This is a genomic window from Streptomyces sp. NPDC015532 (genome assembly GCF_043078065.1).
In the GTDB taxonomy this organism is placed as follows: Bacteria; Actinomycetota; Actinomycetes; order Streptomycetales; family Streptomycetaceae; genus Streptomyces.
Genome location: NZ_JBIBSY010000004.1, coordinates 1 through 26693, shown reverse-complemented (window position 1 = coordinate 26693; position 26693 = coordinate 1). Strand labels below are relative to the sequence as shown.

The 26693-nt window shown below is 72.4% G+C and carries 21 protein-coding genes; 14 read left to right on the top strand and 7 right to left on the bottom strand.

Annotated elements, in window-relative coordinates:
• Positions 1-181: 181 nt before the first annotated feature.
• A complete protein-coding gene (locus ACF07B_RS14580) occupies positions 182-1264 on the top strand; it encodes a sugar phosphate nucleotidyltransferase (RefSeq protein ID WP_392179229.1) in 1083 nt (360 codons plus the stop codon).
• 293 nt (positions 1265-1557) lie between these two features.
• Here the strand turns inward: ACF07B_RS14580 and ACF07B_RS14575 are convergent, their stop codons facing one another.
• From ACF07B_RS14575 to ACF07B_RS14560, 4 genes are all read right to left on the bottom strand, one after another.
• Positions 1558-2571: a DNA-3-methyladenine glycosylase family protein gene (locus ACF07B_RS14575; protein WP_392179228.1), complete on the bottom strand. Its 1014-nt coding sequence runs from the start codon at positions 2569-2571 to the stop codon at positions 1558-1560.
• A 485-nt stretch (positions 2572-3056) separates the two neighbouring features.
• Complete coding sequence (locus ACF07B_RS14570) at positions 3057-4427, bottom strand: coenzyme F420-0:L-glutamate ligase (RefSeq protein ID WP_392179523.1); 1371 nt, start codon at positions 4425-4427, stop codon at positions 3057-3059.
• A 5-nt stretch (positions 4428-4432) separates the two neighbouring features.
• Complete coding sequence (cofD, locus tag ACF07B_RS14565; RefSeq protein ID WP_369481246.1) at positions 4433-5416, bottom strand: 2-phospho-L-lactate transferase; 984 nt, start codon at positions 5414-5416, stop codon at positions 4433-4435.
• Positions 5417-5503: 87 nt separating this feature from the next.
• Complete coding sequence (locus ACF07B_RS14560) at positions 5504-5992, bottom strand: cysteine dioxygenase family protein (protein ID WP_362408058.1); 489 nt, start codon at positions 5990-5992, stop codon at positions 5504-5506.
• Positions 5993-6722: 730 nt separating this feature from the next.
• Between ACF07B_RS14560 and ACF07B_RS14555 the strand changes: the two genes are divergently transcribed.
• The 3 genes from ACF07B_RS14555 (at position 6723) to ACF07B_RS14545 (ending at position 12474) form a co-directional block, all read left to right on the top strand.
• Positions 6723-6986 (top strand): WhiB family transcriptional regulator, encoded by a 264-nt coding sequence (locus ACF07B_RS14555; protein ID WP_003975777.1) that lies wholly within the window; start codon positions 6723-6725, stop codon positions 6984-6986.
• A gap of 230 nt (positions 6987-7216) precedes the next feature.
• Positions 7217-10969: a glycosyltransferase family 2 protein gene (locus ACF07B_RS14550; RefSeq protein WP_392179227.1), complete on the top strand. Its 3753-nt coding sequence runs from the start codon at positions 7217-7219 to the stop codon at positions 10967-10969.
• Positions 10966-12474: a DUF5719 family protein gene (locus tag ACF07B_RS14545; protein WP_392179226.1), complete on the top strand. Its 1509-nt coding sequence runs from the start codon at positions 10966-10968 to the stop codon at positions 12472-12474. Before ACF07B_RS14550 ends, ACF07B_RS14545 begins: the two co-directional genes overlap by 4 nt.
• Before the next feature lie 48 nt (positions 12475-12522).
• Here ACF07B_RS14545 and ACF07B_RS14540 read toward each other — a convergent pair whose 3' ends face one another.
• A complete protein-coding gene (locus ACF07B_RS14540; RefSeq protein ID WP_369481312.1) occupies positions 12523-12972 on the bottom strand; it encodes a metallopeptidase family protein in 450 nt (149 codons plus the stop codon).
• Between the two features lie 282 nt (positions 12973-13254).
• Between ACF07B_RS14540 and ACF07B_RS14535 the strand changes: the two genes are divergently transcribed.
• From ACF07B_RS14535 to ACF07B_RS14495, 9 genes are all read left to right on the top strand, one after another.
• The gene (locus ACF07B_RS14535) at positions 13255-13728 is read left to right on the top strand and encodes a DUF3499 domain-containing protein (RefSeq protein ID WP_362408063.1); all 474 of its coding nucleotides are present in this window, start codon (positions 13255-13257) and stop codon (positions 13726-13728) included.
• A gap of 198 nt (positions 13729-13926) precedes the next feature.
• Positions 13927-15543 carry an L-lactate permease gene (locus tag ACF07B_RS14530; RefSeq protein WP_392179225.1) on the top strand — a complete coding sequence of 539 codons (1617 nt, stop codon included), beginning with the start codon at positions 13927-13929 and terminating at the stop codon, positions 15541-15543.
• Positions 15544-15698: 155 nt separating this feature from the next.
• Positions 15699-17060, top strand: coding sequence for a phosphomannomutase/phosphoglucomutase (locus ACF07B_RS14525; protein WP_392179224.1), 1362 nt, complete (start codon positions 15699-15701; stop codon positions 17058-17060).
• A 215-nt stretch (positions 17061-17275) separates the two neighbouring features.
• Positions 17276-17446 carry a Trm112 family protein gene (locus ACF07B_RS14520; RefSeq protein ID WP_351874062.1) on the top strand — a complete coding sequence of 57 codons (171 nt, stop codon included), beginning with the start codon at positions 17276-17278 and terminating at the stop codon, positions 17444-17446.
• 312 nt (positions 17447-17758) lie between these two features.
• Positions 17759-18886: an SIS domain-containing protein gene (locus ACF07B_RS14515; protein ID WP_392179223.1), complete on the top strand. Its 1128-nt coding sequence runs from the start codon at positions 17759-17761 to the stop codon at positions 18884-18886.
• A 134-nt stretch (positions 18887-19020) separates the two neighbouring features.
• Positions 19021-20172, top strand: a complete 1152-nt coding sequence (manA, locus tag ACF07B_RS14510) for a mannose-6-phosphate isomerase, class I (RefSeq protein ID WP_392179222.1) — start codon at positions 19021-19023, stop codon at positions 20170-20172.
• A gap of 146 nt (positions 20173-20318) precedes the next feature.
• A complete protein-coding gene (locus ACF07B_RS14505; protein ID WP_369481239.1) occupies positions 20319-21293 on the top strand; it encodes a cation diffusion facilitator family transporter in 975 nt (324 codons plus the stop codon).
• Positions 21294-21696: 403 nt separating this feature from the next.
• Positions 21697-23154, top strand: a complete 1458-nt coding sequence (ahcY, locus tag ACF07B_RS14500; RefSeq protein ID WP_392179221.1) for an adenosylhomocysteinase — start codon at positions 21697-21699, stop codon at positions 23152-23154.
• 100 nt (positions 23155-23254) lie between these two features.
• Positions 23255-23911 (top strand): hypothetical protein, encoded by a 657-nt coding sequence (locus ACF07B_RS14495; protein WP_392179220.1) that lies wholly within the window; start codon positions 23255-23257, stop codon positions 23909-23911.
• A gap of 88 nt (positions 23912-23999) precedes the next feature.
• On the opposite strand, the gene ACF07B_RS14490 is transcribed toward ACF07B_RS14495, so the two are convergent.
• A complete protein-coding gene (locus ACF07B_RS14490; protein WP_392179219.1) occupies positions 24000-25076 on the bottom strand; it encodes an RDD family protein in 1077 nt (358 codons plus the stop codon).
• Positions 25077-25205: 129 nt separating this feature from the next.
• Between ACF07B_RS14490 and ACF07B_RS14485 the strand changes: the two genes are divergently transcribed.
• A complete protein-coding gene (locus tag ACF07B_RS14485) occupies positions 25206-26213 on the top strand; it encodes a stage II sporulation protein M (RefSeq protein WP_369481235.1) in 1008 nt (335 codons plus the stop codon).
• 203 nt (positions 26214-26416) lie between these two features.
• Here ACF07B_RS14485 and ACF07B_RS14480 read toward each other — a convergent pair.
• The coding region (locus tag ACF07B_RS14480) for a hypothetical protein (RefSeq protein ID WP_392179218.1) at positions 26417-26693 on the bottom strand (277 nt) is incomplete at its 5' end.

Sequence of the window (26693 nt, the reverse complement as noted above, 5' to 3'; positions counted from 1 at the left end):
GCCCGGAACGGCCAGGCCGGCGACGGACCGGCCGGGCCGGACCGGCAGAGATCACCTGACGTCACGGCAGAGGCCCGTCGAAGGACACCGCACGGCCATCGAGGGCGCCATCGAACGGTCTGCATACACTGGCCGGCCGAAAGACAGTTCGGCCGGTCCCGGCAGGAAGCAGAGACGACAGGTGACAGAAGCGATCCTCCTGGTCGGCGGCAGAGGCACCCGGTTGCGCCCGCTCACCGTGCGCACACCCAAGCCGATGGTCCCGGCGGCCGGGGTCCCCTTCCTCACGCACCAGCTGGCGCGGGCGCGCACGGCGGGTGTCGAGCACATCGTGCTGGCGACCTCCTACCTCGCCGAGGTCTTCGAGCCGTACTTCGGTGACGGTTCCTCGCTGGGCCTCCACATCGAGTACGTCACCGAGGAGGAGCCGCTGGGCACCGGCGGAGCCATCCGCAACGTGGCCTCCCGGCTGCGCTCGGGCCCCGACGACCCGGTCCTGATCTTCAACGGGGACATCCTCACCGGCCTGGACATCCCGGCGCTGGTGACGGCCCACGAGACGACGGGCGCGGACGTCTCCCTGCACCTCACCCGCGTGGAGGACCCGCGCGCGTTCGGTCTGGTCCCCACCGACGCCACCGGGCGCGTCACCGCGTTCCTGGAGAAGCCGCAGAGTCCCGAGGAGATCGTCACCGACCAGATCAACGCGGGCGCGTACGTCTTCCGCCGCTCGGTCATCGACACGATCCCCGCGGGCCGCCCGGTCTCGGTCGAGCGCGAGACCTTCCCGGAGCTCCTGGCCACCGGCGCCCACCTCCAGGGCATGGTGGACTCCACCTACTGGCTCGATCTGGGCACCCCGCAGGCCTTCGTGCGCGGTTCCGCCGACCTGGTGCTCGGGCGCGCTCCGTCCCCGGCGGTCCCCGGCCGCTGCGGCGACCGGCTGGTCCTGCCCACGGCGACGGTGGCCCCCGACGTGAAGCTCACCGGCGGCACGGTGATCGGCGAGGGCGCGCGCGTCGGCGAGGGCGCCCGGATCACCGGCAGCACGATCCTGGCCGGTGCGGTCATCGAGCCCGGAGCGGTCGTCACCGACTCCTTCGTCGGCGCCGGCGCCCGCATCGGCGAACGCACCGTCCTCACCGGCACGGTCATCGGCGACGGCGCGGTGGTCGGCCCCGACAACGAACTCCGCGAGGGAGTCCGCGTCTGGTGCGACGCCCAGATCCCGGCAGCAACGCTCCGCTTCTCCTCGGACCAGTAGACCCGCCGAGACCTTGCCGGAGGGGCGATGCCGGCCCTCCGGCAAGGTCGCGGGGAGATGTCAGCCCCTCCGGCGTTTGAGGAGCGGGTCTGGGGCGCAGCCCCAGGGGTGGGCAGGGCAGGGGCGGAGGGGGCGAAATCCCGCCCGCGCGGAGGCATGGCCGACGGGGTGCGCCGCAAGCCCTGTGCCGAGGCGACCGGCAGGCGACACCGGGCGACCGGAGACAGCGGACGCCAGGCCCGCGAGGTCGGGGCCCCAGGTCGGGGCCCCAGGTCGGGGCCCACCAGGCCCGCCTAGAGCAGCCCGATGTCCGTGCGAGGCATCTTCGGCGTACGCCGCGGCGGAGTACGCCCGGCCAGCAGAATCAGCCGAGCGGCCCGATGCCGCTGCCCGGCATAGGGCTCCAGCAGCTCCAGCATGACGGAGTCGTCCGCGTCCCGGTCCCCCGCCAGCGCGTACCCGACGATCCCCGGCAGATGCAGATCCCCCACGGTCACGGAATCCGCCGAGCCATGACTGCGCTGCACGACCTCCGCCGACGTCCACGGCCCGATACCGGGTACCAGCTCCAGCCGTCGCTGCGCCTGTACGGGATCGAACCCGACGGCCTCCTCCAGCCGCGCCGCGACCCGTACGGCCCGCAGGATCGTGGCGGCCCGCTTGTCGTCGACCCCGGCCCGGTGCCACTCCCAGGACGGGATCAGTGCCCAGGTCCGCGGCGCCGGCATGACGTACATCCGCTCGGGAGCGGGCCCCGGCGCGGGCTCCCCGAACGTCCGCACGAGCAGCCGCCACGCCCGGTACGCCTCGTCGGTGGTGACCTTCTGCTCCAGGACGGAGGGGATCAGCGACTCCATGACGAGCCCGGTCCGCACCAGTCTCAGACCGGGCCGCCGATGCCGGGCGAGCGCGACCAGCCGGTGCCGGGGTACGAAGGCCTCGGGATCGTCGGCGGCGCCGAGCAGGTCGGGGAGCCGGTCGAGCAGCCATGCGGCTCCGGGACCCCAGGCCTCGCCCCGGACGACCCCGCCGCGCAGAGCGACGCGCAGCGTTCCCGGCCCGGCGGGCGTGCGGCTGGTCCGCCACACGGAGCCGTCGGGCGTCGTACGGAACGTCGGATCGCCCGGTCCGCGCCGCAGTGGCCCGAGCACGAGCCCGAGGTCCAGGGGCCCGCCGGGTGTCCAGGTGCGGACGTGCCCGGGTCCGGCGGCCTGACGGGGTACTCCGCCCGGCACGCCGCCGGGCACCACGACATGCCCGCCGCGCACGGTCGTACGCGTCGGCCGGGGAGCGAAACGTCCAGACACGGATGAGGTCCTAGAGATACGCGGGCTGTCCTACGAGAGTAGGCGCTCCCTCCACGCCCCGGTGTCCGGACACCGGGGAAGAACACCCCGGACCACCCACATCCACCGACCGACGTCCCCGACGGAGCCGCACTCCGGACCGGCACGCCCGAGGCACCGCACCGGCACACACGCCCCGGACCGGCGCTCACGAGACCGGAGGTCCACCCTCGCCCGCAGAGAAGGACCCCCGCCCGCTGCTGGCCCCCGCCAAGGCGCCGCCCTGCCCGCAGAAGGCACCCCGCCCGCTGAAGGCACTCCGCCCGCCAAAGACGCCCTGCCTGCTGAAGGCGCCCCCGCCAAAGACGCCCTGCCCGCAGAAGACACCCCGCCCGCCAAGGCGCCCTGCCCGCGAGAGACACCCTGCCCGCAGAAGGCACTCCGCCCGCCAAAGGCGCCCTGCCTGCTGAAGGCGCCCCCGCCAGACAAAGGCGCCCCCGCCAGAATCAGCGCAGCTCGATGAACGCCGCCGCGTCCCGTTCGGGCCGGGCTCTTGGTTCCTCCGCCGCGTGCCCGACGGCCACGGCCCCCATCGGGTCCCAGTTCTCCGGGAGCTCCAGCACCTCACGGACGACGTCACGGCAGAACATCGTCGACGACACCCACGCGGAGCCCAGCCGCTCCCCGGCCAGTGCGACCAGGAAGTTCTGCACACCCGCCCCGGTGGCGACGACGAACATCTCGCGCTCGGCGCCGTCCCGCCGTCCGTCGCCGTACGTGTGCGATCCATCCATGACCAGGCACGGCACCACGAGGTACGGCGCCTTGCGCAGCACATCGCCCCGGCGGACCCGCTTGGCGATGGACTCCTCGCTCTTCCCGTCGCCCCGCAGATCCGCGATCCACGCGTCCCGCATGGCGTCGAGCAGCCGTGTCCGCGACCGAGCGGACTCCAGGAGCACGAACCGCCAGGGCGTGGTGTGGTGCGGCGCGGGCGCGGTCACCGCCGCCGCGACCGCACGGCGTACGGCGCCCGGGTCGACGGGCTCGTCGGTGAAGGCCCGTACCGTACGCCGCTGGGTCACGGCCTCCCGTACGGCCTCCGAGGTGCCCAGCCGGAACATGTCGTCCCGCGCGTCGCGCACCATCGCCCGCGCGCCCGTGCCCTCCGCCTCGGTCACCAGATGCGCCAGACCGCGCACGACGGCGACGGGCAGCCCGGAGGCCTTGCCCTTGACCAGGTCACCGGCGGCGGCGAGTTCGTCGGCCGTGGCCACGACGGTCGCGCTCAGCGGGTTGCCGTGCGCGTCGGTGTCGCCGCGCAGGTCGTCCAGCACCCGGACGCCCGCGGCGCCGATGGCGACATCGGTGAGCCCGGTGCGCCAGGGCCGCCCGAAGGTGTCCGTGATCACGACGCCGACGTCCACGCCGAGGGCGTCCCGCAGTCCCTCACGGATCGCCTGCGCGGAGGCGTCGGGATTCTCGGGCAGCAACAGCACTGTCCCGGCAGGGGTGTTGGAGGCGTCGACCCCGGCGGCGGCCATCACGAGACCCTGCCGGTTCTCGACGATCCGCAGAGCGCCGCGCCGTGCCACGACCCGGACGGTCTCGGCGTCGATGGCGGCCTCCCGGTCGGCGGCCTCGACCGACCGTCCCTCGGCCTTCGAGACGATCTTGGAGGTGACGAGCAGCACGTCCCCGTCCACGAGTCCGGGCCCGGCCGTCGCGATGAGCTTCGCCAGGTCGTCCCCCTGACGCACCTCGGGAAGTCCGTCCAGCGCCCACACCCGGTAGCCCGCGTCGGCGGGCCGGTCCCCGTGTTCGCCGCCGGTCCGCCCTCCCGGGCGCTCCGCCTCGCCGTGAAAGGCCGCTTCCATGGTGCTCACGGCGTCCGTACCTCCTCCGCCAGTGCCAGCGCCTCCCGCGCCATACGCGCCGTCGCGTCGAGGTCGGACATCATCAGCGGGACGGCCCGGCAGCGGATCCCGGCCGTCTCGACGCGCTCCACCGCGGAGGCGTCGACCGTGTCGACCAGCCAGCCGTCCAGCAGGCCCGAGCCGTAGTGCTCGGCGACCGCGGCGGCGGTGGACTCGACGCCCACCGCGGCCAGCACCTTGTCGGCCATGCCCCGCACGGGCGCGTCACCGACGATGGGGGAGAGGCCGACGACCGGGACGCCCGCCTCGGCGATGGCCTCGCGGATGCCGGGCACGGCGAGGATGGTGCCGACGGAGACCACGGGGTTGGACGGGGGGAAGAGGATGACGTCCGCCTCGGCGATGGCCTCCAGCACCCCGGGAGCGGGCTTGGCCTGCTCGGCGCCGACCGGCACGATCGCCTCGGCCGGCACGGAGGCCCGCAGCCGGACCCAGTACTCCTGGAAATGGATCACCTTGCGCTCGCCCGCGGCCCCGGCCGGGTCGCCCTCCGGCAGCGTGACGGCGACATGGGTCTCGACCCGGTCGTCGGACATGGGGAGGAGACGCACGCCCGGCTTCCACCGGTCGCACAGGGCTTCGGTGACGGCGCTGAGCGGATAGCCCGCGCCCAGCATCTGCGTCCGCACGATGTGCGTCGCGAAGTCCCGGTCGCCGAGCCCGAACCACTCGGGTCCGAGTCCGTACGCCGCGAGCTCCTCCTTCAGATGGAAGGTCTCGTCGGCCCGCCCCCAGCCCTGCTCCTCGTTGATGCCGCCGCCGAGCGTGTACATCACCGTGTCCAGGTCCGGGCAGACCTTCAGCCCGAAGAGGTGGATGTCGTCGCCGGTGTTGCCGATGACCGTGATGTCCGCGTCCGGCACGGCCCGCTGGAGACCACGCAGGAACCGTGCACCACCGATACCGCCTGCCAGAACCACAATGCGCATGGGGTTCAGTCTCGCAGGCGGGTACGACAACGTGTCAGCCGGTTACGAGACCCCGGTGACGGCGGGCGGCTCTCGGGCGCGAACGCGTCACACGGTTTCGGCGACCGCGCAACGCGCCGCGTGCATCGGCATCTCGGTGAGGCCCGGGTAATAGATGTGCAGGCTGACGGCCGGTTCGAGCGCGTCGTTGACGACCTCGTGGGCATAACCGGGCGCGAACACGCGCTGCGCGCCGGAGCCCAGGGCGCGCGTGCCCCGCTCGGTGTGCTCGGTCAGCGCGCCGTCCAGGACGGTCAGCACGCCGGAGGAGCCGCCGTGGTCGTGCAGTCCGCTGCCCTGTCCGGGCACCCAGGACAGGAGCCACACCTCGTAGCCGGGCCCCGTGCGCAGCCGGTGGTACCAGCGCGAGGCGGCGTCGTAGCGGACGAGGTGTTCCCACTGGGACCGGTCGGCGGCGATGGAGCGCGCCAGGCCGGCGAACTCGGCCACGGTGGAGGGGTGTTCGCGCGGCGGCTGGAGCAGGTGCGGGACTTCGAGGATGTCGCCGGCGATCTGGAGGTCGTTGTCGCTGTTCATGGATGCGGTGGTTCCTCGGCGGGAGAGTGCTGGGGTGTCGCTGGCCGTTTCCACCCGGGTCGCGGGCGGGGATTCCGCCCGGGTCGGGAGCGGGGGAGGAGCCCTGGTGCGGGCGGTGGCCCCGGTGGGGGCGGGATGCGCCTCAGTGGCGGCGAGGCAGCCGGAGCGCGGTAGGGCTCAACAGCTGGAACAGCAACAACAGCTACAGCGCGCGTGGGCAGCACCGAGGGACCCGGCGGTGCGGGTCGAGGTGGATGCCAAGTGCGCGAGCATGCCCACAAGCACACCGGTTCACACCTCGACTGTCAACTGCATGTCCGGTATGTGAGCGATGTTTCACCTCATCCGGTTCATCTGGCAGGCGAAAGGTTTGTTCAGGCGACTCCCCGGACACATGGCGCACAACCGGGTGAACAAACCTCGCCGCGGACCCGTGATCTAAATGTGATCAGTTTCGCTTCGGGGTCTGCGTCGGAACGAGATCGAACGCCTGGACGTCCCCCTCTGTGAAGGGGGCGGGCGTCTGACCTGGACCTCTTGGGCTGTCAGGGTTTATGCCGATTTGAACACTTTCCGCATAGCCTTGGTTCCGCAGAGTGAATAAGGGGCCCAATAGCAGATCTCGGCTTGACTGGCCCGGATCGGCACACTTGTAATTTCACTCGTGTCGTTCAGCCGGGATCGGTAACGGCAGCATCACGGGGACGCGAAAGACAGACGAGGGGCGCACATGACCGAGCTGGTGCAGCAACTGCTGGTCGACGACGCGGACGAGGAACTCGGCTGGCAGGAGCGCGCGCTGTGCGCCCAGACCGACCCCGAGTCCTTCTTTCCCGAGAAGGGCGGCTCCACCCGCGAGGCCAAGAAGGTCTGCCTCGCCTGCGAAGTCCGCTCCGAGTGCCTCGAATACGCGCTCGCCAACGACGAACGGTTCGGCATCTGGGGCGGTCTGTCCGAGCGGGAACGGCGTCGTCTGAAGAAGGCCGCTGTCTGAAAACCGTCGCACGCGGCAGCGGACGCGGAACACCGGTGGCACCCGCGGGTGCCACCGACCAAACGGCACACACTCTTACGTAAGGAACGGCCCGTCGCGCGTGGGTTATCCACAGGCGGCGGGCCGCCGTCTTTCCCAGCCGTTAGTGTGGGCCCTCGTCCGAGACGTCCCGCTGTCCCCGCCGGACACAGACGTCCACCGCAGTCCATCGAACCGGGGCCCGTACCTCGATGTCCGTGCACAGCCTTTCGGCAGACAGTAACGACGCCGCTGCCGCCCCTGAGTTTCCGCGCCACGTGGTGACCGCGGTGCTCGTCTCCCACGACGGCGCCCGCTGGCTGCCACAGGCCCTCTCCGGGCTGCTCGGCCAGGACCGCCCCGTGCAGAACGCGGTGGCGGCCGACACCGGCAGCGCGGACGAATCCGCCCAGCTGCTCACCGAGGCGCTCGGCGCCGACCGCGTGCTGCACCTGGCGCGGCGCACCGGCTTCGGCCAGGCGGTCGAGGAGGCGTCCCGCACCGCCCCCGAACTGACCCCGGACGACCTGCCGTACCTCAAGCGTCCGAGCGGCTGGGACCCCGTCACCCGCAGCTGGCGCGACGACGCCTACGACATGCCGGACCTCCCGCACGGCGAACCCGAGCAGTGGCTCTGGCTGCTGCACGACGACAGCGCCCCCGAGCCCGACGCCCTGGCCCAGCTGCTGCGCGTCGTGGAGAGCGAGCGGGAAGCCGGCCAGGACGTGGCCGTCGTCGGCCCCAAGCTCCGCGGCTGGTACGACCGCCGGCAGCTCCTCGAGGTCGGCGTCACCATCGCCAACTCGGGACGCCGCTGGACCGGTCTCGACCGACGCGAGCAGGACCAGGGGCAGCACGACCACGTCCACCCCGTGCTCTCCGTGTCCACCGCGGGCATGCTGATCCGCCGCGACGTCTTCGAGGAGCTCGGCGGCTTCGACCGCCGGCTGCCCCTCATGCGCGACGACGTCGACCTGTGCTGGCGCGCCCAGGCCGCCGGCCACCGGGTCCTCGTCGCCCCGGAAGCCGTCGTACGGCACGCCGAGGCGGCCTCCCGCGAGCGCCGCGCCGTCGACTGCGTGGGCCGCACCGCCGCCTCCCCGCACAAGGTCGACAAAGCGGGCGCCGTCTACACCCTCCTCGTCAACGCCCGCACCGCGCAGCTCCCCTGGATCCTGGTCCGCCTCGTCCTCGGCACCCTGCTGCGCACGCTCGCCTACCTCGTGGGCAAGGTCCCCGGGCAGGCCGTCGACGAGATCCGCGGCCTCCTGGGCACCCTGCTGCGCCCCGAGCGGATCATCGCCGGACGGCGCAGGCGCGGCCGCCCGCAGGTCGACAAGGGCGAGCTGCGCCCCCTGTTCCCGCCTCCGGGTGCCACCGTCAGGGCCACCTTCGAGCAGGTCGCGGGCAACCTGACGAGCCGCTCCGACGCCGACGTCACCACGGGCGCGGGACGGCACGGAGGTGCCGTCGAGTCCGGACCGGGCGGCGACGACGGAGACTTCCTGGAGATCGAGCAGTTCGCCCGGATCAAGCGCATCGCGCGCAACCCCGGCCCGATGCTCTTCCTGGTGCTCCTGTTCGTCTCGCTCCTCGCGTGCCGCCAACTGCTCGGCGGCGGGGCCCTCGCGGGCGGCGCGCTGCTGCCCGCCCCCGCCGACGTCTCCGAGCTGTGGGCGCGCTACCTCGACGGCTGGCATCCGGTCGGCGCGGGCTCCACCGGGTCCGCCCCGCCCTACCTCGCGCTCGTCGCGCTGCTGGCCTCCGTGCTCGTCGGCTCCACCGGCCTCGCGGTCACCGTGCTCCTCGTGGGATCCGTGCCACTGGCCGGCTTCGCCGCGTACTTCGCCTCACGGCCCCTCGTCGAGTCCCGGCTCCTGCGGGCCTGGGCGTCCGTCGCCTACGCCTTCCTGCCCGCCGCCACCGGCGCGCTGGCGGGCGGCCGTATCGGCACCGCCGTCCTCGCGATCCTGCTGCCGCTCATCGCGCGCGCGGGCATCGCGGCGAGCGGTCTCGCGAACGGCTCCCGCGCGCGCGGCAGCTGGCGCGCGACCTGGGCGTACGCCCTGCTGCTGACGTTCACGACGGCGTTCACCCCGATCGTGTGGCCCATCGCGCTGGTCCTCGGCGTCGCGCTCCTCGTGGTGCGACGCAGGGAGATCCCCGCCTACGGGCTGCGGTTCCTGGCCCAGCTCGGCACCCCGCTGCTGGTCCTCGCCCCCTGGTCGCTGACCCTGCTGCCGTTCGGCTTCTTCCGGCAGGCCGGCCTGGACTACGGCGCGAGCACGGCCTCCGCGCTCGACCTGCTGAGCGCCGGCCCCGGCGGACCGGGGACCGTCAGCGGACTGATGCTCTTCGGCATCGTGCTGGCCGCGCTGGCCGCACTGCTGCGCTCCGAGCGCCAGGCGGGGATCCGGACCGCCTGGGTCATCGCCGTCGTGGCACTTCTCTTCGCGGCCCTGTCCAACCGCTCCACCTGGGCGGGACCCGCGACCCTCGTGTACGGTCTCGCGCTGCTCGCCGCCGCCGCCGTCGGCTCCGACGGTGCCCGCGCGCGGGTCGCCGAGCAGAGCTTCGGCTGGCGCCAGCCGGTGGCCGCGCTCATCGCCTTCGCCTGCGCCGCCGGCCCCCTGCTCGTCGCGGCCGGATGGATCATCCGCGGCGCCGACGGACCCGTCGAGCGCCGTGACCCGGTGCAGGTGCCCGCGTTCGTCGCCGAGGAGAGCGGCACCCGCGACCAGGCCCGCACGCTCGTCCTCGACAGCAGTTCGGCCGCCAGGGTCGGCTACGTCCTCGTCCGCGGCTCCGGCGCCCGTCTCGGCGACGCCGAACTCGCCGCGGCCGGCGGCGCGAACAAGAAGCTCGACAAGGTCGTCGCCAACCTCGTGGCGGGCTCCGGCGCCGACCAGGCCGACCAGCTCGGCGGCTTCGCCGTGCGCTATGTCCTGGTCCGCAAGGGCGCGCCGCGCGAGGTGAGCCGTGTCCTGGACGCCACCACGGGCCTGTCCCGGCTGAGCCAGCAGGACGGCAGCGCCCTGTGGCGCGTCGACCAGCAGGTCTCACGCGCCGCGATCGTCCCCGCGTCGGGCGCCCCGGAGTCCATCGCCGCGGGTCCGGTCGACGTGCACGCCACGATCCCCGCCGGTGACGGGGGCCGTGTGCTGCGGCTGGCCGACAGCGCCGACGCCGGCTGGACGGCGACCCTGGACGGCAAGCCGCTGACCCGCACCACGGTCGACGGCTGGGCCCAGGGCTTCCGGCTGCCCGCCGACGGCGGCAGGCTGGACGTCACGTTCGACGCACCGCTGAGCCACACGGCCTGGCTGTGGACCCAGGGCGTCCTCGCCCTGGTCCTCGTGGTGCTCGCCCTCCCCGGGCGGCGCCGGGACATCGACGACGACCTCCCCGAGGAGCAGCAGCCCGTAACCGCCGAGGACATGACGGGCGACGGCCGCCGCGCCCGCCGCCTGCGCGCCCAGGCCGAGGCCGAGGCGGACTCCGCCCGGCCGGACGAGGACCCGGAGTTCGACGGCGGGTTCCCCGCGGACGCCGACGCGGACGAGGAGATCCCGGCCGTCATCCCGCGTCAGCAGGCGTACGACGCCTGGGACAGCCGGAGTTACGCGAACGCCGAGTACGACACCTACGGCGGCGAGCAGTACGAGGGCCAGCAGGGCCAGCAGGGCCAGCAGGGCCAGCAGGGCCAGGCGGGTTACCCGGCGGGCACCTACGAGCAGCCCTATCAGGCGGATCCCTACCAGGGCGGCCAGTACGACCCGTACGCCTACGGCGGCACGGCGGCGTACGACCAGAACTACGGCCAGGGCTACGACGCCAACGGCAATCCCTTCGATTCCCGGGGCCAGGGCTACGAGACGGGCGAGCAGGGCTACGACCCGGCCTACGACCCCACGCGGCCCCCGCACGGCAACGACAGTGAGCGCCCCGACGGGAGCCATCAGTGAACCGCACCACCCTGTCCCTGATCGCCGCGGCGACGGCGCTCGCCGCCGTCACCGGTTTCGCGACCCTCACGCCGGCCGGCGCCTCCGGTGACAGCGCGTCCGCCTCGGCCGCGCGGCTGCCCGTGGAGCGCACGAGCCTGCTCTGCCCGCAGCCGAGCACCTCCGACATCGCGGATACGACGTACACGTCCTTCACGCCCGTCGTGGAGGGCGCGAGCGGCAGCGGCAAGGCCCAACTCCAGGCAGCCACCGAGGAGTCGGCCGACGGGGCCGGCTCGTCCGACGGCAAGAAGAGCGGCGCCAAGGCCGCCAAGCCCGTCGTCCAGCCCAAGGAGCCCGGCAAGCCGGCGGCCGGCGACACCTCGGGTGCCGACGCGCCCGCCCTCGTCGGCCTCGCGTCGGGCAAGTTCGCGCCCGGCTGGACGGTCCAGGAGACCTCCGAGGTCGCCGCGGGCGCCGGTCGCGGCCTGCTCGGCACCAACTGCACCGCGCCCGACACCGAGTTCTGGTTCCCGGGCGCCAGCACGGCCGCGCAGCGCACCGATTACGTGCATCTGACGAACCCGGACGACGCCGCGGCGGTCGTCGACATCGATCTGTACGGCAAGGACGGCACGCTCAAGTCCACGGTGGCCGACGGGATCACGGTCCAGGCGCACGCCAGCGAGCCGATCCTGCTGAACACCCTGACCGGCGATCCGCAGGCCGACCTGACCGTGCACGTGAAGGTCCGCAGCGGCCGGGTGGGAGCCGCCGTACAGGCGCTCGACGCCAAGACCGGCGGCGACTGGCTGGCGGCCTCCGCCGACCCCGCGGACAGTCTCGTCATGCCGGGCATCCCCAAGGACGCCACCTCGGTGCGCCTGGTCGCCTTCGCGCCCGGTGACACGGACGCCGACCTGAAGGTCCGCCTCGCCTCGCCCTCGGGGACGATCACCCCGGCGGGCAACGAGACACTGCACGTGAAGGCCGGTATGACCTCCGCCGTCGACCTCGGGGACGTCACCCGCGGCGAGGCGGGCTCCCTGGTGCTCACCCCCACCGGCTCGTCCGTGCCGGTCGTCGCCGCCCTGCGGGTGGTGCGGGGCAAGGGCGCCGATCAGGAGACCGCGTTCATTCCGGCCACCGCCCCGGTGGGTGCCCGCGCGACGGTCGCGGACAACACCGCCAAGGGGTCCACGCTCGCCGTGACCGCCCCGGGCGAGGGAGCCAGGATCAAGGTCACCGCGTCCGCGGGCAGCCGGGGCGGCACGGCCGTGTCGAAGACGTTCACCATCAAGGGCGGGACCACCCAGAACGTCGAGGCACCCGTCCCGAGCGGCCTCAAGGGCACGTACGCCCTGACCGTCGAGCCGGTCTCCGGAGGTCCGGTCTACGCCTCCCGGATGCTCTCGGCGACCCAGGAGGGCGTTCCCGCGTTCACCATCCAGGGCCTCCCGGACGACCGCGGGACGGTCTCTGTGCCGGATGCCGAACAGGACCTCTCGGTGCTGCTCAAGCAGTGATCGGGGACCGGTGATCCGCCCGGCCGAGCGAGCGCTCCCGGGCGGTTCTCAGTCCTCGCCGTACCGCGGGTCGACGGTCTCCGGCGTCAGGCCCAGCAGTTCCGCGACCTGTTCCACGACGACCTCGTGCACCAGGGCGGCGCGCTCGTCGCGCCCCTTGGTGCGGATCTCGATCGGACGGCGGTAGACGACCACGCGCGCGGGATGTCCGTCGCGCGCCGCGATCGTGCCGCCCAGCGGCACCGCCTCGTCGCTCCAGCCCTCGCCCGAGCGCTCCAGGCGGGGGACTTCGAGCACCATGAAGTCGATGTCGGCGAGCTGTGGCCAGCGTCGCTCCAGCCGTTCCACGGAGTCCTGCACGAGGTCCGCGAAGACCTCGGCACGGCTCGCCGCGAGCGGTACCTGGGGCGGCGCCACGGGGCCGCGCATGCCCCTGCCGTGGCGGTCACGACGACGGGGACCGGCTGCTGCGGCACGGGGCGGTACGGGGTTGTCCATCACTGACGAAGAGTAGTCCCCGCCCGGCCCGGCCGCCCGGCCCGACGCGGTGGTCACCGGCGGCCCGGCAGGGGCCGGGCGGCCGCCCGGCGGCTGGTGGCACCCGGCCCGGCCGGTCGTCCGGATGACGCCCGATGACCGTTCCCGTCAAGATTCGGCTCGATTCCGTATCTCTCCAAGACCGTCTCTGACATGGCAATTGGCATGATTCACACCAAGTGGTGACCGGATTCAGGTCTGTTCGGTATCCCGACACCTGATGTCGCCCCAGGTCAGGGTCTGATGCTCCGAAAGCGGTGTGCGGCGTCTCACAGGACGACACGGTGGGGTGACCTGGGGGAGAGTCGTCGCGGCCCGCTCAAGAGTGCGGTACCGTCCAACGTCGTGAGCCTTGTACGTCGCTGTTCGCGCACCGCCTGCGGCCGTCCCGCCGTCGCGACGCTGACGTACGTCTACGCCGACTCGACCGCGGTCCTCGGCCCGCTCGCCACCTACGCCGAACCCCACTGCTACGACCTGTGCGCCGAGCACTCCGAGCGCCTCACCGCGCCGCGTGGCTGGGAGGTCGTCCGCCTCGCCGACTCCTCCGGTCCCGCGCGTCCCAGCGGCGACGATCTGGAGGCGCTGGCGAACGCGGTGCGCGAGGCGGCCCGTCCGCAGAAGCGCGCGGCGGAGGGCGGCGGCGCCCGCTCGGCGGACCCGATGGAGGTCGCTCGCCGCGGCCACCTGCGGATCCTGCGCTCGCCCGAGAACTGAGCGCCGGCCTCGCCGGCGCGCGCGGTTCTCCGCGCCGCGCCCTCCCGCCGTACCGCGCGGCCCGTCCCGCCGCCGAAACTCCCGGACGCCGATTCCCCCGGGCCGCGCACACCCATTGACGTGATGTTGTCGTGGACACGACGATTTCGGTGTCCGTGTGACATCGCTTTCCGCATCACGGAATCCGGGGAGGCGTCCGTGTACGTCCAGGAACTGCGACCCGTCGCCGACTCGCTCGGCCTGTCCGCCCTCGTGGCGGCCCTGCCCCTCGTCCTCGTCCTGATCCTGCTCGGCGGCGTCCGGCTCAAAGCCCACCTGGCGGGCCTGGCAGGCCTTCTGGCGGCCTCACTGGTCGCCTGCCTCGCCTACGGCATGCCCGTGGACCAGACGCTCTCCAGCGCCGCTCAGGGCGCCGCGTTCGGCCTGTTCCCCATCCTGTGGATCGTCGTCAACGCCCTGTGGGTGTACCGGATGACCGTCCGCACCCGGCACTTCGACATCCTGCGCCGCTCGTTCGGGCGCCTGTCCGACGATCCGCGCGTCCAGGCGCTCGTGGTCGCCTTCTGCTTCGGCGCGCTGCTGGAGGCCCTCGCCGGTTTCGGCGCCCCCGTCGCGATCTGCTCCGTGATGCTGGTCGCCCTCGGCTTCGACCCGGTGCGCGCGGCGGTCGTCGCCCTCGTGGCCAACACCGCGCCGGTCGCCTTCGGCGCGATGGCCACCCCGGTCGTGACCCTCGCCCAGGTCACCGGCCTGCCGCTGGACTCCGTCGCCTCCCTGGTGGGCCGCCAGACACCGCTGCTCGCGCTGGTCGTGCCCCTCGTCCTGGTCGGCCTCGTCGACGGCCGGCGCGGACTGCGCGAGACCTGGATACCCGCCCTCGCCTGCGGAGTCGCCTTCGCCGTCGTCCAGTTCGCGGCCTCGAACTACGTCTCCGCGCAACTCGCCGACATCGGCGCCTCCTTGGCCGGAGCCGCCGCCCTGATCGCCGTACCGCACGCGCGCGTGCCCGCGACCGAGGCCGTACGGGCGTCGGTCCTGACCGGTGCGCGCAGCGAGGAACTCGACGAGCGGGACCCGCGCCGCGAAGTCGCGCGCGCCTACGCCCCGTACGCCCTGATCGTCACGGTCTTCTCGATCGCGCAGATCCCGGCCGTGAAGGACTGGGCGGCGCGCGCGACCCGCACGTACGACTGGCCCTTCCTCGATGTCGTCGGCCCCGACGGCCGGCCCGTGGGCGGGAACGTCTTCACCTGGCCGATCGTGTCGACCGGCGGCACCCTCGTGCTGCTCGCCGGGCTGTGCACGGCCGTCGTGCTCGGGGTGCACGCGCGCGTGGCGGTCCGGGAATGGCTCGCGACCGTGCGTGAGTTGAGGTTCGCGATCCTGACCGTGACGTCCGTGCTGGCCCTCGCCTACGTCATGAACCTCTCCGGACAGGCCGCCACGATCGGCCACTTCGTGGCGGCGGCCGGATCCGGACTCGCCTTCCTGTCACCCGTTCTGGGGTGGTTCGGTGTGGCGGTCTCCGGCTCCGACACCTCGTCGAACGCCCTCTTCGGCGCTCTCCAGGTGAGCGCCGCCCGGGAGTCGGGGCTCTCGCCCGAACTCCTCGCCGCCGCCAACAGTTCGGGCGGTGTCCTCGGCAAGATGATCTCGCCGCAGAACCTGACGATCGCCTGCGCGGCCGTCGGGCTCGACGGCCGCGAGGGAGACCTGCTGCGCAAGGTGCTGCCCTGGAGTCTCGGACTGCTGCTCATCATGTGCCTGATCGTCGCGGGCCAGAGCTCACCGGTCCTCTCCTGGATGCTGCCCTGAGGTTCGCGGACGCTGCCTCGAGACGGGCGGGTTTCCCCCGGATGACCGGGACGGTTCGCAGGTCACGTATGCGCCCCACTCGGGCTCGGCACGGCTCGCCGTCATCCCGGACGGGTAGTTTGGGGTGACCGAAGTGGACTCCTGGAGGGTTGGCCGTGACTGCTGATCTGTCGCAGCTCGTGAAGGCGTACGACGTACGCGGGGTGGTCCCGGACCAGTGGGACGAGCCGCTCGCCGAGCTGTTCGGTGCCGCCTTCGTCCAAGTGACGGGTGCGGACGCCATCGTGATCGGGCATGACATGCGGCCCTCGTCGCCCGGCCTCTCGCGCGCCTTCGCGCGCGGCGCCGCGGCGCGCGGGGTCGACGTGACCGAGATCGGCCTGTGCTCCACCGACCAGCTCTACTACGCGTCGGGCGCGCTCGGCCTGCCGGGCGCCATGTTCACCGCCTCGCACAACCCGGCCCAGTACAACGGCATCAAGATGTGCCGGGCCGGCGCGGCCCCCGTCGGCCAGGACACCGGCCTCTCCGAGATCCGCCGGCTCGCCGAGACCTGGCTCGACTCCGGCGCCCCGGCCTCGGACGCGACGCCCGGAACGATCACGCGGCGGGAGACGTTGGAGGACTACGCGGCATACCTCCGCTCGCTCGTCGACCTGACCTCGATCCGCCCCCTGAAGGTCGTCGTCGACGCGGGCAACGGCATGGGCGGACACACCGTGCCCACGGTGTTCTCCGGCCTGCCGCTGGAACTCGTCCCGATGTACTTCGAACTGGACGGCACCTTCCCGAACCACGAGGCCAACCCCCTCGACCCGGCGAACATCGTGGACCTCCAGAAGCGCGTCCGCGAGGAGGGCGCCGACCTCGGGATCGCCTTCGACGGCGACGCCGACCGCTGCTTCGTCGTCGACGAGCGGGGCGAGCCGGTCTCCCCGTCCGCGATCACCGCCCTGGTCGCCGCCCGCGAACTGCACCGGCACGGCGGCGGCACCGTCATCCACAACCTCATCACCTCCTGGTCGGTCCCGGAGGTCGTCCGCGAGCACGGCGGCACCCCCGTCCGCACCCGCGTCGGCCACTCCTTCATCAAGGCCGAGATGGCCGCCTCCGGCGCGATCTTCGGCGGCGAGCACTCCGCGCACTACTACTTCCGCGACTTCTGGAACGCCGACACCGGCATGCTGGCCGCCCTCCACGTCCTCGCCGCGCTCGGCGGCCAGGACGGCCCGCTCTCCGGGCTCGTCGCGGAGTACGACCGCTACGCCGGCTCCGGCGAGATCAACTCCACCGTCGACGACCAGGCCGCCCGCCTCGCCGCCGTCAGGGCCGCCTACGAGGGCCGCGAGGGCGTCACCATCGACGAACTCGACGGTCTGACGGTCACCGCCGAGGACGCGTGGTTCAACGTCCGCCCCTCCAACACCGAGCCCCTCCTCCGCCTCAACGCCGAGGCCCGCGACGAGGCGACGATGGCAAGGGTCCGCGACGAGGTGCTGAAGATCATCAGAGCCTGACCCCGACACCGCCGCCGGGAGCGGGCCACGGCCGGACACCGTCGTCGGCCGCCCGCGGCCCGGGGCGGACGGGCGCGGGTACGAAGGGGGGCGTGGGCCGCGCAGGCCCGCGTACCCGCTTCTCGCGGCCATCGAACCGGTGGCGCGCCCCGGCGACCGGCTTCCCGCAGCGGTACCCTGACCAGGCCGCATCCACTGTTTCGGAAGGACACCCCATGCCGCTCGAAGCCGGCCTCCTGGAGATCCTCGCCTGCCCGGCCTGCCATGCCCCGCTCAAGGAGCAGGAGACCGAGCTGATCTGCACGGGAGCGGACTGCGGCCTCGCCTACCCGGTCCGCGACGACATCCCCGTACTCCTGGTCGACGAGGCCCGGCGCCCCGCGTAACCGACGCATCCGCCTCGCGCACAGCGGCGCCGCGACCGCCGTACGCGAGGCGACAGCGGCGCTGTCCCCGCCCACGGGCGGTCCGACGGCGCGGCAGGTACGACGACGAGCCACGACACCCGACGACGAGCGACGGCCCGGCCGCCCGCACGGACGACGGCGACGCGGCCGTCCCGATCGGGGACCGGCGCCACACCCGGCCGGCACCCGGTCCGACCCAGCGCCGCTCGGCACCTCCCGCGAGCGACCCCGTGCAAGCGACCCCGGCGGCTCACGCGCAAGCGCCCCCGGCGATCGGAGGCTACCGACCCCATGCTCGACGAATCGCTCCTCGACGATCCCGACGCGCTCACCCGTGCCGACCGGCGGGCCCTGCTCCGCGGTGCCGCCGAGGCCGGCGCCCGGGTACGCACCGCGGTCCGGCACGCCGCCGAGGCCGGCATCTCCGAGCTGAAGCCCGACGGCCGCCCGCGCGCCGTCCTGATCGCGGGCCCCGGCATGGCCGCCACCGGCGTCGCCGAACTGCTCGGCACCCTCGCCGGAGCGAGCTGCCCCCTCACCCGGCTCACCCCCACCGGCGTCGCCCCCGCCGGAGGAGCCCTGCGCTGGGACCTGCCCGGCTGGGCGGGCCCCGTCGACCTCCTGCTGATCGCCACGCCCGACGGCAGCGAACCCGGCCTGGAACTGCTCATCGAGCAGACCTACCGGCGCGGCAGCACCGTCGCCGCCGTCGCCCCCGCCGGCTCCCCCCTCGCCGAGTGGGTGGAAGGAGCCCACGGCCTCTTCGTACCGATGGCGACCGCCCCGTACGAGCAGGCCGAGTCCCAGGCGGCCTCGGCCCCCGGTGTGCTCTGGGCGCTGCTCACCCCGCTGCTCGTGCTCCTCGACCGCACAGGCCTGGTCTCGGCCCCGCCCCAGGCGCTGCAGAAGGTCGCCGACCGTCTCGACCGCGTCGCCGAACGCTGCGGCCCGGCCATCGCGGCCTACAGCAACCCCGCCAAGACGCTCGCCGTCGAACTGGCCGAGGCGCTCCCGGTGATCTGGACGGAGGGCACCTCGGCGGGCCCGGCCGGCCGCCGCTTCACCGCCGCGCTCGCCGAACTCGCCGGCCGCCCCGCGCTCACCGCCGAACTGCCCGAGGCGCTCGCCTCGCACAGCGTGCTGCTCGCGGGCGCCCTCGCCGCCGGCGCGGACCCCGACGACTTCTTCCGGGACCGCGTCGAGGAGGCACAGGCGCTGCACGCGCGTGTGGTGCTGCTGCGCGACCGTCCCATCGGCGGGATCAGCGCCGCCCCCGCCGCCCGCGAACTCGCCCTCAGCCACGACACCGCGATCAGCGAACTCGAACCCGAGGAGGGCGGCGAACTGGAAACCCTCGCCGAGCTGATCGCCATCACGGATTTCGCCGCCGTTTACCTGGCGCTCGCTTCGGGGGCCTGATCTTGGGCGTGACCTCGCGCCCGGCGCCGACAGCGGGTGTCGGACCCCGCGGCCGGCGCCCCTGACACCACGCTTCCCGACCGACGCCCGCGCCCGGCGGGCCGCGCAGCGCACGTATGGAGAAGAAGACACCGATGGACCGCCTCGACAACACCGTCCGCCCCTACGCCTGGGGTTCGACCACCGCCATCCCCCGGCTGCTCGGCGTCGAGCCGACCGGTGAACCGCAGGCGGAGATGTGGATGGGCGCCCACCCGGGCGCGCCCTCGCGCACCGGGCGCGGTCCGCTCAACGAGGTCGTCGCCGAGGACCCGGTCAAGGAACTCGGCCGCGCTGCCGTCGCCAGGTTCGGCCCCCGCCTGCCGTTCCTCCTGAAGCTCCTCGCCGCCGGCGCCCCGCTGTCCCTCCAGGTGCACCCCGACCTCGAACAGGCGCGGGAGGGCTACGAGGACGAGGAGCGCCGGGGCGTCCCGATCGACGCCCCGCACCGCAACTACAAGGACGCCAACCACAAGCCCGAACTGATCTGTGCCCTCACCGAGTTCGACGGCCTGTGCGGCTTCCGCGCCCCCGAGGAGGCCGCCGCGTTCCTCGCCGCCCTCGACGTCGACTCCCTCAAGCCGTACGTCGACCTGCTGCGCGCCCACCCGGAGGAGGCCGCGCTGCGCGAGGTCCTCACGGCGGTGCTGAGCGCCGACCCGGACGACATGGCCCGTACGGTCGCCGAGACCACCGCCGCCTGCGCCCGCCTCGGCGGCGACCACGCCCCGTACGCCGGCCTCGCCCACCACTACCCGGGCGACCCCGGAGTCATCGCCGCGATGCTCCTCAACCACGTCCGGCTCCAGCCCGGCGAGGCCCTCTACCTCGGCGCCGGTATCCCGCACGCCTACCTGAACGGCCTCGGCGTCGAGATCATGGCCAACAGCGACAACGTCCTGCGCTGCGGTCTGACCCCCAAGCACGTCGACGTCCCCGAACTCCTGCGCGTGGTCCGCTTCGAGGCCGCCGACCCCGGCGTCCTGCGACCCGAGGCCTCACCCGACGGCGAAGAGGTCTACGCGACCCCCATCGACGAGTTCCGCCTCTCCCGGTATGTCGTCGCCGAGGGCGCCGACCCGCGCGACCTCACCCGAGAGACCCCGCAGATCCTGCTCTGCACCTCCGGCTCCGTGCGCGCCGACGGCATCGACCTCACCCCCGGCACCTCGGTCTTCGTACCGGCCGGCGAAAAGGCCGAAGTGTCCGGGTCCGGCACGATCTTCCGTGCGACAGTTGTGGCCTGACGGGACGACGGCACCGACCTGAGGCGCGTCGCCCCCGGACCGGGCTGCAAGAATGGCCCACCGCAAAGGGCGGGCAAAGCCCGGACCGGGCGGGGTACGAGGGTACGAACGGGTCCGGACGGCGTACGAAGGGACAGCAGGAGCAGATGAGCGCTTCAGGCGGCACCAAGGCGATCGTGGCGGCACTCGGCGCCAACCTCGCGATCGCGGTAGCGAAGTTCGTGGCGTTCGCGTTCAGCGGCTCCTCCTCGATGCTCGCCGAGGGCGTTCACTCGCTCGCCGACTCCGGCAACCAGGCACTGCTCCTGATCGGCGGCAAGAAGGCCCAGCGCGAGGCGACCCCGCAGCACCCGTTCGGCTACGGCCGCGAGCGCTACATCTACGCCTTCCTCGTCTCGATCGTCCTGTTCTCCGTCGGCGGCATGTTCGCCGTCTACGAGGGCTACGAGAAGATCAAGCACCCGCACGCGATCGACCACTGGTACTGGCCGGTCGGCGTCCTGGTGTTCGCGATCATCGCCGAGAGCTTCTCCTTCCGTACGGCCATCAAGGAGTCCAACGAGCTGCGCGGCTCGCACTCCTGGTCCCAGTTCATCCGCCGCGCCAAGGCCCCCGAACTGCCGGTCGTCCTCCTGGAGGACTTCGGCGCGCTGATCGGTCTGGTCCTCGCGCTCGGCGGAGTCGGCCTCGCCCTGCTCACGGACGACGGCACCTGGGACGGCATCGGCACGGTCTGCATCGGTGTCCTGCTCATCCTGATCGCGCTGGTCCTCGCCGCCGAGACCAAGTCCCTGCTGCTGGGCGAGTCGGCGGGCCCCGAGGACACCGAGAAGATCGAGGCGGCGATGGTCGACGGCGCCACCGTCACCGGCATCATCCACATGCGCACGCTCCACCTCGGCCCGGAGGAACTCCTGGTCGCCGCGAAGATCGCCGTCAAGCACGACGACACGGCCGCCCAGGTCGCCTCCGCCATCGACGCCGCCGAGTCCCGCATCCGCGCCGCCGTCCCGATCGCCCGGGTGATCTATCTGGAGCCGGACATCTACAGCGACACCGAGGCGGCCAAGGGCCCGGACCCCGCCGCGACCCCCGGCGGGCCGACGCCGGCCGGCCACTGACCCCACCCGCTCGTACGCCGCCGGGGCCCGTCCGACACCTCGGACGGGCCCCGGCGGCGTTTCCGCCTCCGGCGTCCGTCTTCTCCGCCCAGCGACTCGGCCGACCCTCTCGGCCCGGGCGGACGGGGGCGGACGGGGGCCGCTTTGTCCGGAGGTGGACTGGGGAGGGACAGCCCCACCGGTGTAGCTTGGGTGCTGAGCCAGACGTCGCTGCTGATGGCGGTCGGGCGGTCCCACCGCGGACCGGCCGAGGGAGAGAGGGCCTCCGACGGATGCGCTGCGCGCACCGGGCACAGCTGTGCCCTGCCGGTGCACGTCCGTGCCCCGGTCGGGGTACGCGTATGTGCCGCCGCCGCGCAGGACAGCCCTATCCACCTCGCCCCGATTCCGAGGAGCAGCTCGTATGACGACTGTCGACAACCGACAGGACTTCAAGGTCGCCGACCTCTCCCTGGCGGCCTTCGGCCGCAAGGAGATCACCCTCGCCGAGCACGAGATGCCCGGCCTGATGTCGATCCGCAGGGAGTACGCCGAGGCGCAGCCCCTCGCGGGCGCCCGCGTCACCGGTTCCCTGCACATGACGGTGCAGACCGCCGTCCTCATCGAGACCCTGGTCGCCCTCGGCGCCGAGGTCCGCTGGGCCTCCTGCAACATCTTCTCCACCCAGGACCACGCCGCCGCCGCCATCGCGGTCGGCCCGAACGGCACGCCCGAGAACCCGCAGGGCGTCCCGGTCTTCGCCTGGAAGGGCGAGACCCTGGAGGAGTACTGGTGGTGCACGGAGCAGGCGCTGACCTGGCCGAACACCCCCACCGGCGGCCCGAACATGATCCTGGACGACGGCGGTGACGCCACCATGCTCGTCCACAACGGCGTCCAGTACGAGAAGGACGGCAAGGTCCCCTCGACCGACACCGCCGAGTCCGACGAGCACCGCGTCGTCCTCGAACTCCTGCACCGCACCATCACGGACGGCTCGCAGAAGTGGACCCAGCTCGCCTCGGAGATCCGCGGCGTGACCGAGGAGACCACGACCGGCGTCCACCGCCTGTACGAGATGTACCGCGACGGCACCCTGCTGTTCCCGGCGATCAACGTGAACGACGCCGTCACCAAGTCGAAGTTCGACAACAAGTACGGCTGCCGCCACTCCCTGATCGACGGCATCAACCGCGCCACCGACACCCTGATCGGCGGCAAGACCGTCGTCGTCTGCGGCTACGGCGACGTGGGCAAGGGCTGCGCGGAGTCCCTGCGCGGCCAGGGCGCCCGCGTGATCATCACCGAGATCGACCCGATCTGCGCCCTGCAGGCGGCGATGGACGGCTACCAGGTCACGACCCTCGACGAGGTCGTCGACAAGGCGGACATCTTCGTCACCACGACGGGCAACAAGGACATCATCATGGCCGCGGACATGGCCAAGATGAAGCACCAGGCGATCGTCGGCAACATCGGTCACTTCGACAACGAGATCGACATGGCCGGCCTCGCCAAGATCCCCGGCATCGTCAAGGACGAGGTCAAGCCCCAGGTCCACACCTGGAAGTTCCCCGACGGCAAGGTCATCATCGTGCTGTCCGAGGGCCGCCTGCTGAACCTGGGCAACGCGACCGGCCACCCGTCCTTCGTGATGTCCAACTCGTTCGCGGACCAGACCCTGGCCCAGATCGAGCTGTTCACGAAGCCCGAGGAGTACCCGACCGACGTCTACGTGCTGCCCAAGCACCTGGACGAGAAGGTCGCCCGTCTCCACCTCGACGCGCTCGGCGTGAAGCTCACGACGCTCCGCCCCGAGCAGGCCTCGTACATCGGTGTCGAGGTCGACGGCCCCTACAAGTCGGACCACTACCGCTACTGAGCACGCCCGCCGAGCAGCGGTACCACCGCTCGGCGTCCGGATGTCAGCAGGCCCTCGCCGTCCCGGCGGGGGCCTGTCCCCGATGAGGACCTGAACGCCCATGCCCCGCGGCCGCTATTCGCTCCATGATCCGCACGATCACACCCCCCTCGCCGACGAACACTTCCACTGCGCGCCCGGCCCCTCGGGCTGGCGCTATGTCTCCCAACGCACGACCCCCTCCGGCACGGCGCCCGACGGCCTCCCCGAGCCTGCGACGACGACGGTCACCGGCTCCGTCGACCTCGCCCTCGACGATCTCGGCCGCCCCATCCGACTCGAACTGCACGCGGCGGGCTGGCAGGTGCGGGGCGCCGCCCTCGACGGCGTGACCTGGGTCCGCACCGACCCCACCGGAACCGAGGCCACCGAAGGCAACGTGCCCGCCCACGCCTTCACCGGCACCTCTCCCGCCTTCCTCGTCGCCACCGCCCGCCTCCTTCGCCTGACCCCTTCCGCCGCCCCCTCGGCGACCCGTGTCCGCCTCGTCGCCTTCACCGACCCGGTTCTCGCCCCGCGCACCCTCGACCAGTCCTGGGCCTTGATCGCAAGCGAAACACACGCCACTGACAACGGGCCGCTGACCGTGGACGAATACCAGGTCACAGCGCTGGACACGGGGGAACAGCACGCCGTGCACATCGCCGGCGACGTGGTGCTCGCGGCTCCCGGCATCGAACTGGAGCATCTCGAATCACCGCCGTCGGTGTTCACCTGACGGCGGTGCCGGACTGTTCTGGGCCACCGCCGATCCACCGCCGATCCACCGCCGACCTGCCGCCGATCCGTCGGCGAGGCGAGGGCGGCTACGCGGGCGGCGCGAAGCCGGTCGAAGGACGCTCGTCCCGGCCGCCTCGCTCGACCGGAGCGACCGGAGCGACCGGGTTGGCCAGGTTGGCGGAACCGACCTGCGGCGGGGACGGCTGCTGAGGCGCGACCCCATATCCGGCGGGGGCCGACGGGGTGGGGTGAGCGCCGGGTCCCGGAGAGAACGGGTAGCCGACAGGCGCGCCGGGCTGAAGGGAATGACCGAGGGGCGCTCCGGGCTGCACCGGATAGCCGACAGGCCCACCCGGTTGCCCCGGCTGGGGGAAGTGATGGCCACCGGGTGCGGGGGCCCCGAATCCGCCCGGCACCGCACCGAACGTCCGTCGGACCTCGCGGGTCTGCCGCTCATGCACGACAGCCGCCAGAAACGCGCCCGCCGGCACGCCCTGCGGCGCCGGAGCCCCGGTACGAGCGGCGAGATCCACGGCGAGCCGTTCCGCCATCGCCGCACCGACCTGCGGATCCAGTTGCCGCATCCGGGTCAGGTACTGGCGGATGGCCAGCCACAGCCCGTCCGGTACGGCGGACAGGTCGAGTTCCGCGAACCGCCCCGCCAGCCAGGGCGGCGGCGCGGGAACGTACGGCATACGTCCCGCCGGAATCCGCTCCCGCACGACGAGGGTCCCCGCGAACACGTCACCGAGCCGCCGCCCGCGCTCCGACACCAGCGAGGCGATACACGCGACGATCCCGAACGTCATCAGGATCTCGACCACCCCCACGGCACCGCGCACCAGCGCGTGCCGGAACCGGATGGGCCCGCCGTCGTCCCGCACCACCCGCAGCCCGCACGCCAGCTTTCCCAGAGAGCGGCCGTGACTGAGCGTCTCCACGGCGATCGGACCGCCCACCAGCACCAGCAGGAAACTCGCGATCGAGACGGCGATCTGGGCCGCGTCGTCCAGCCCCGCGGTCGCGGCGACCAGACCGATGGTCACGACGATGTAGACCGCCACGGCCAAGGCCAGGTCGAGCATCACGGCAAGTGCCCGGCTCGGCAGTTTCGCGGGCCGCAGCTCCAATGCCACTGCCTCGCCCGTCACCAGCTCACTCACGCACGCCGCCCTTCCCCTGACCTGCCCCGACAACCGCCAGTCTGCCAAGCTGAGGGCGCATCGCGCCCCAGTAGGACAAGCTGACATCCACGATGAGCCCCCGATGCGCAGCGAGGAGCAGGCAAACAGATGGACCTCGACGTCTTCGTCTCCGCCCACCGATCCGAGTGGGACAGACTCGACGCCCTGCTGCGCCGCCAGCGCCGGCTGACCGGGGCCGAGGCCGACGAACTCGTCACCCTGTACCAGCGGACCGCCACCCATCTCTCGCTGATCCAGTCCAGCGCGCCCGACCCCCAGCTGACCGGGCGTCTCAGCCAACTCGTGGCCCGCGCGCGCAGCGCGGTGACAGGCACCCGCCGAGCCTCGTGGCGTGACGTCACCCGCTTCCTGACACACGGTTTCCCGGCGGCCGTCTACCGCTCCCGCCACTGGTGGGTGCCCACGGCGCTTCTGTCCACGCTGATAGCCGCCCTCCTCGGGTGGTGGATCGGTACCCACCCTGAGGTCCAGGCCGCCATCGCCGCGCCCGGCGAACTGCGTTCCCTCACCCGCCCCGGCGGTGAGTACGAGACCTACTACTCCAGTCATCCCGCCGCCGCCTTCGCCGCCCAGGTGTGGACGAACAACGCCGAGGCGGCCGCCCTGTGCCTGGTGCTGGGCGTCTTCCTGGGTCTACCGGTCCTGTGGGTCCTCCTCGAGAACATGCTCAACCTGGGTGTCGGCATCGGCCTGATGTCGTCGGCCGGCCGCCTCGACACCTTCCTCGGCCTCGTCCTCCCGCACGGCCTGCTGGAACTGACCGCCGTCTTCGTCGCCGCGGGGACAGGACTGAAGCTGGGCTGGACGGTGATCGACCCGGGCCCGCGATCCCGTCGTACCGCTCTCGCGGAAGAGGGGCGCGCCGCGCTGGGCATGGCGATCGGACTGGCGCTGATCCTGTTCGTCTCGGGTGCCATCGAAGGCTTCGTCACGCCGTCGGGCCTTCCGACCTGGGCCCGTATCGGCATCGGGATCGCTGCTGAACTGGCCTTTCTCGCGTATGTCTATGTCCTCGGAGGCCGCGCGGCACGCTCCGGCGAGACCGGAGACGTCACAGCGTCCGAGCGCAGCGCCACTCTGCCGACGGCCGCCTGATGTGCGCGTGCCCCGTCTGACCTGCTAGCCTTCTCGTCACCCCAGAAAACTCGTTGACACGGGTTGATCGGGGAGGTAGATTTGAACAGTTGCCTAGAACTGGACACGTCCGGCGGCAGCGGTTAGAGTCTGCTCGCTTCTCAAAGCAATCGACACGTCGATTCAGAAGAAGCCCCTCCTGATGATTCAGAAATGGTTGCCGGTCAATCCGGCCCACGGATTCTGATAAAGTCGGAGTCGCTGAAAAGGGAAACGCGAGAGCGCATTACCTTGAAAGCGCCGAGGAAATCAGGCCCGAAAGGATCTGATAGAGTCGGACTCGCCGGAAAGGGAAACGCGAAAGCGGAAACCTGGAAAGCGCCGAGGAAATCGGATACGGAAACGGTCTGATAGAGTCGGAAACGCAAGACCGAAGGGAAGCGCCCGGAGGAAAGCCCGAGAGGGTGAGTACAAAGGAAGCGTCCGTTCCTTGAGAACTCA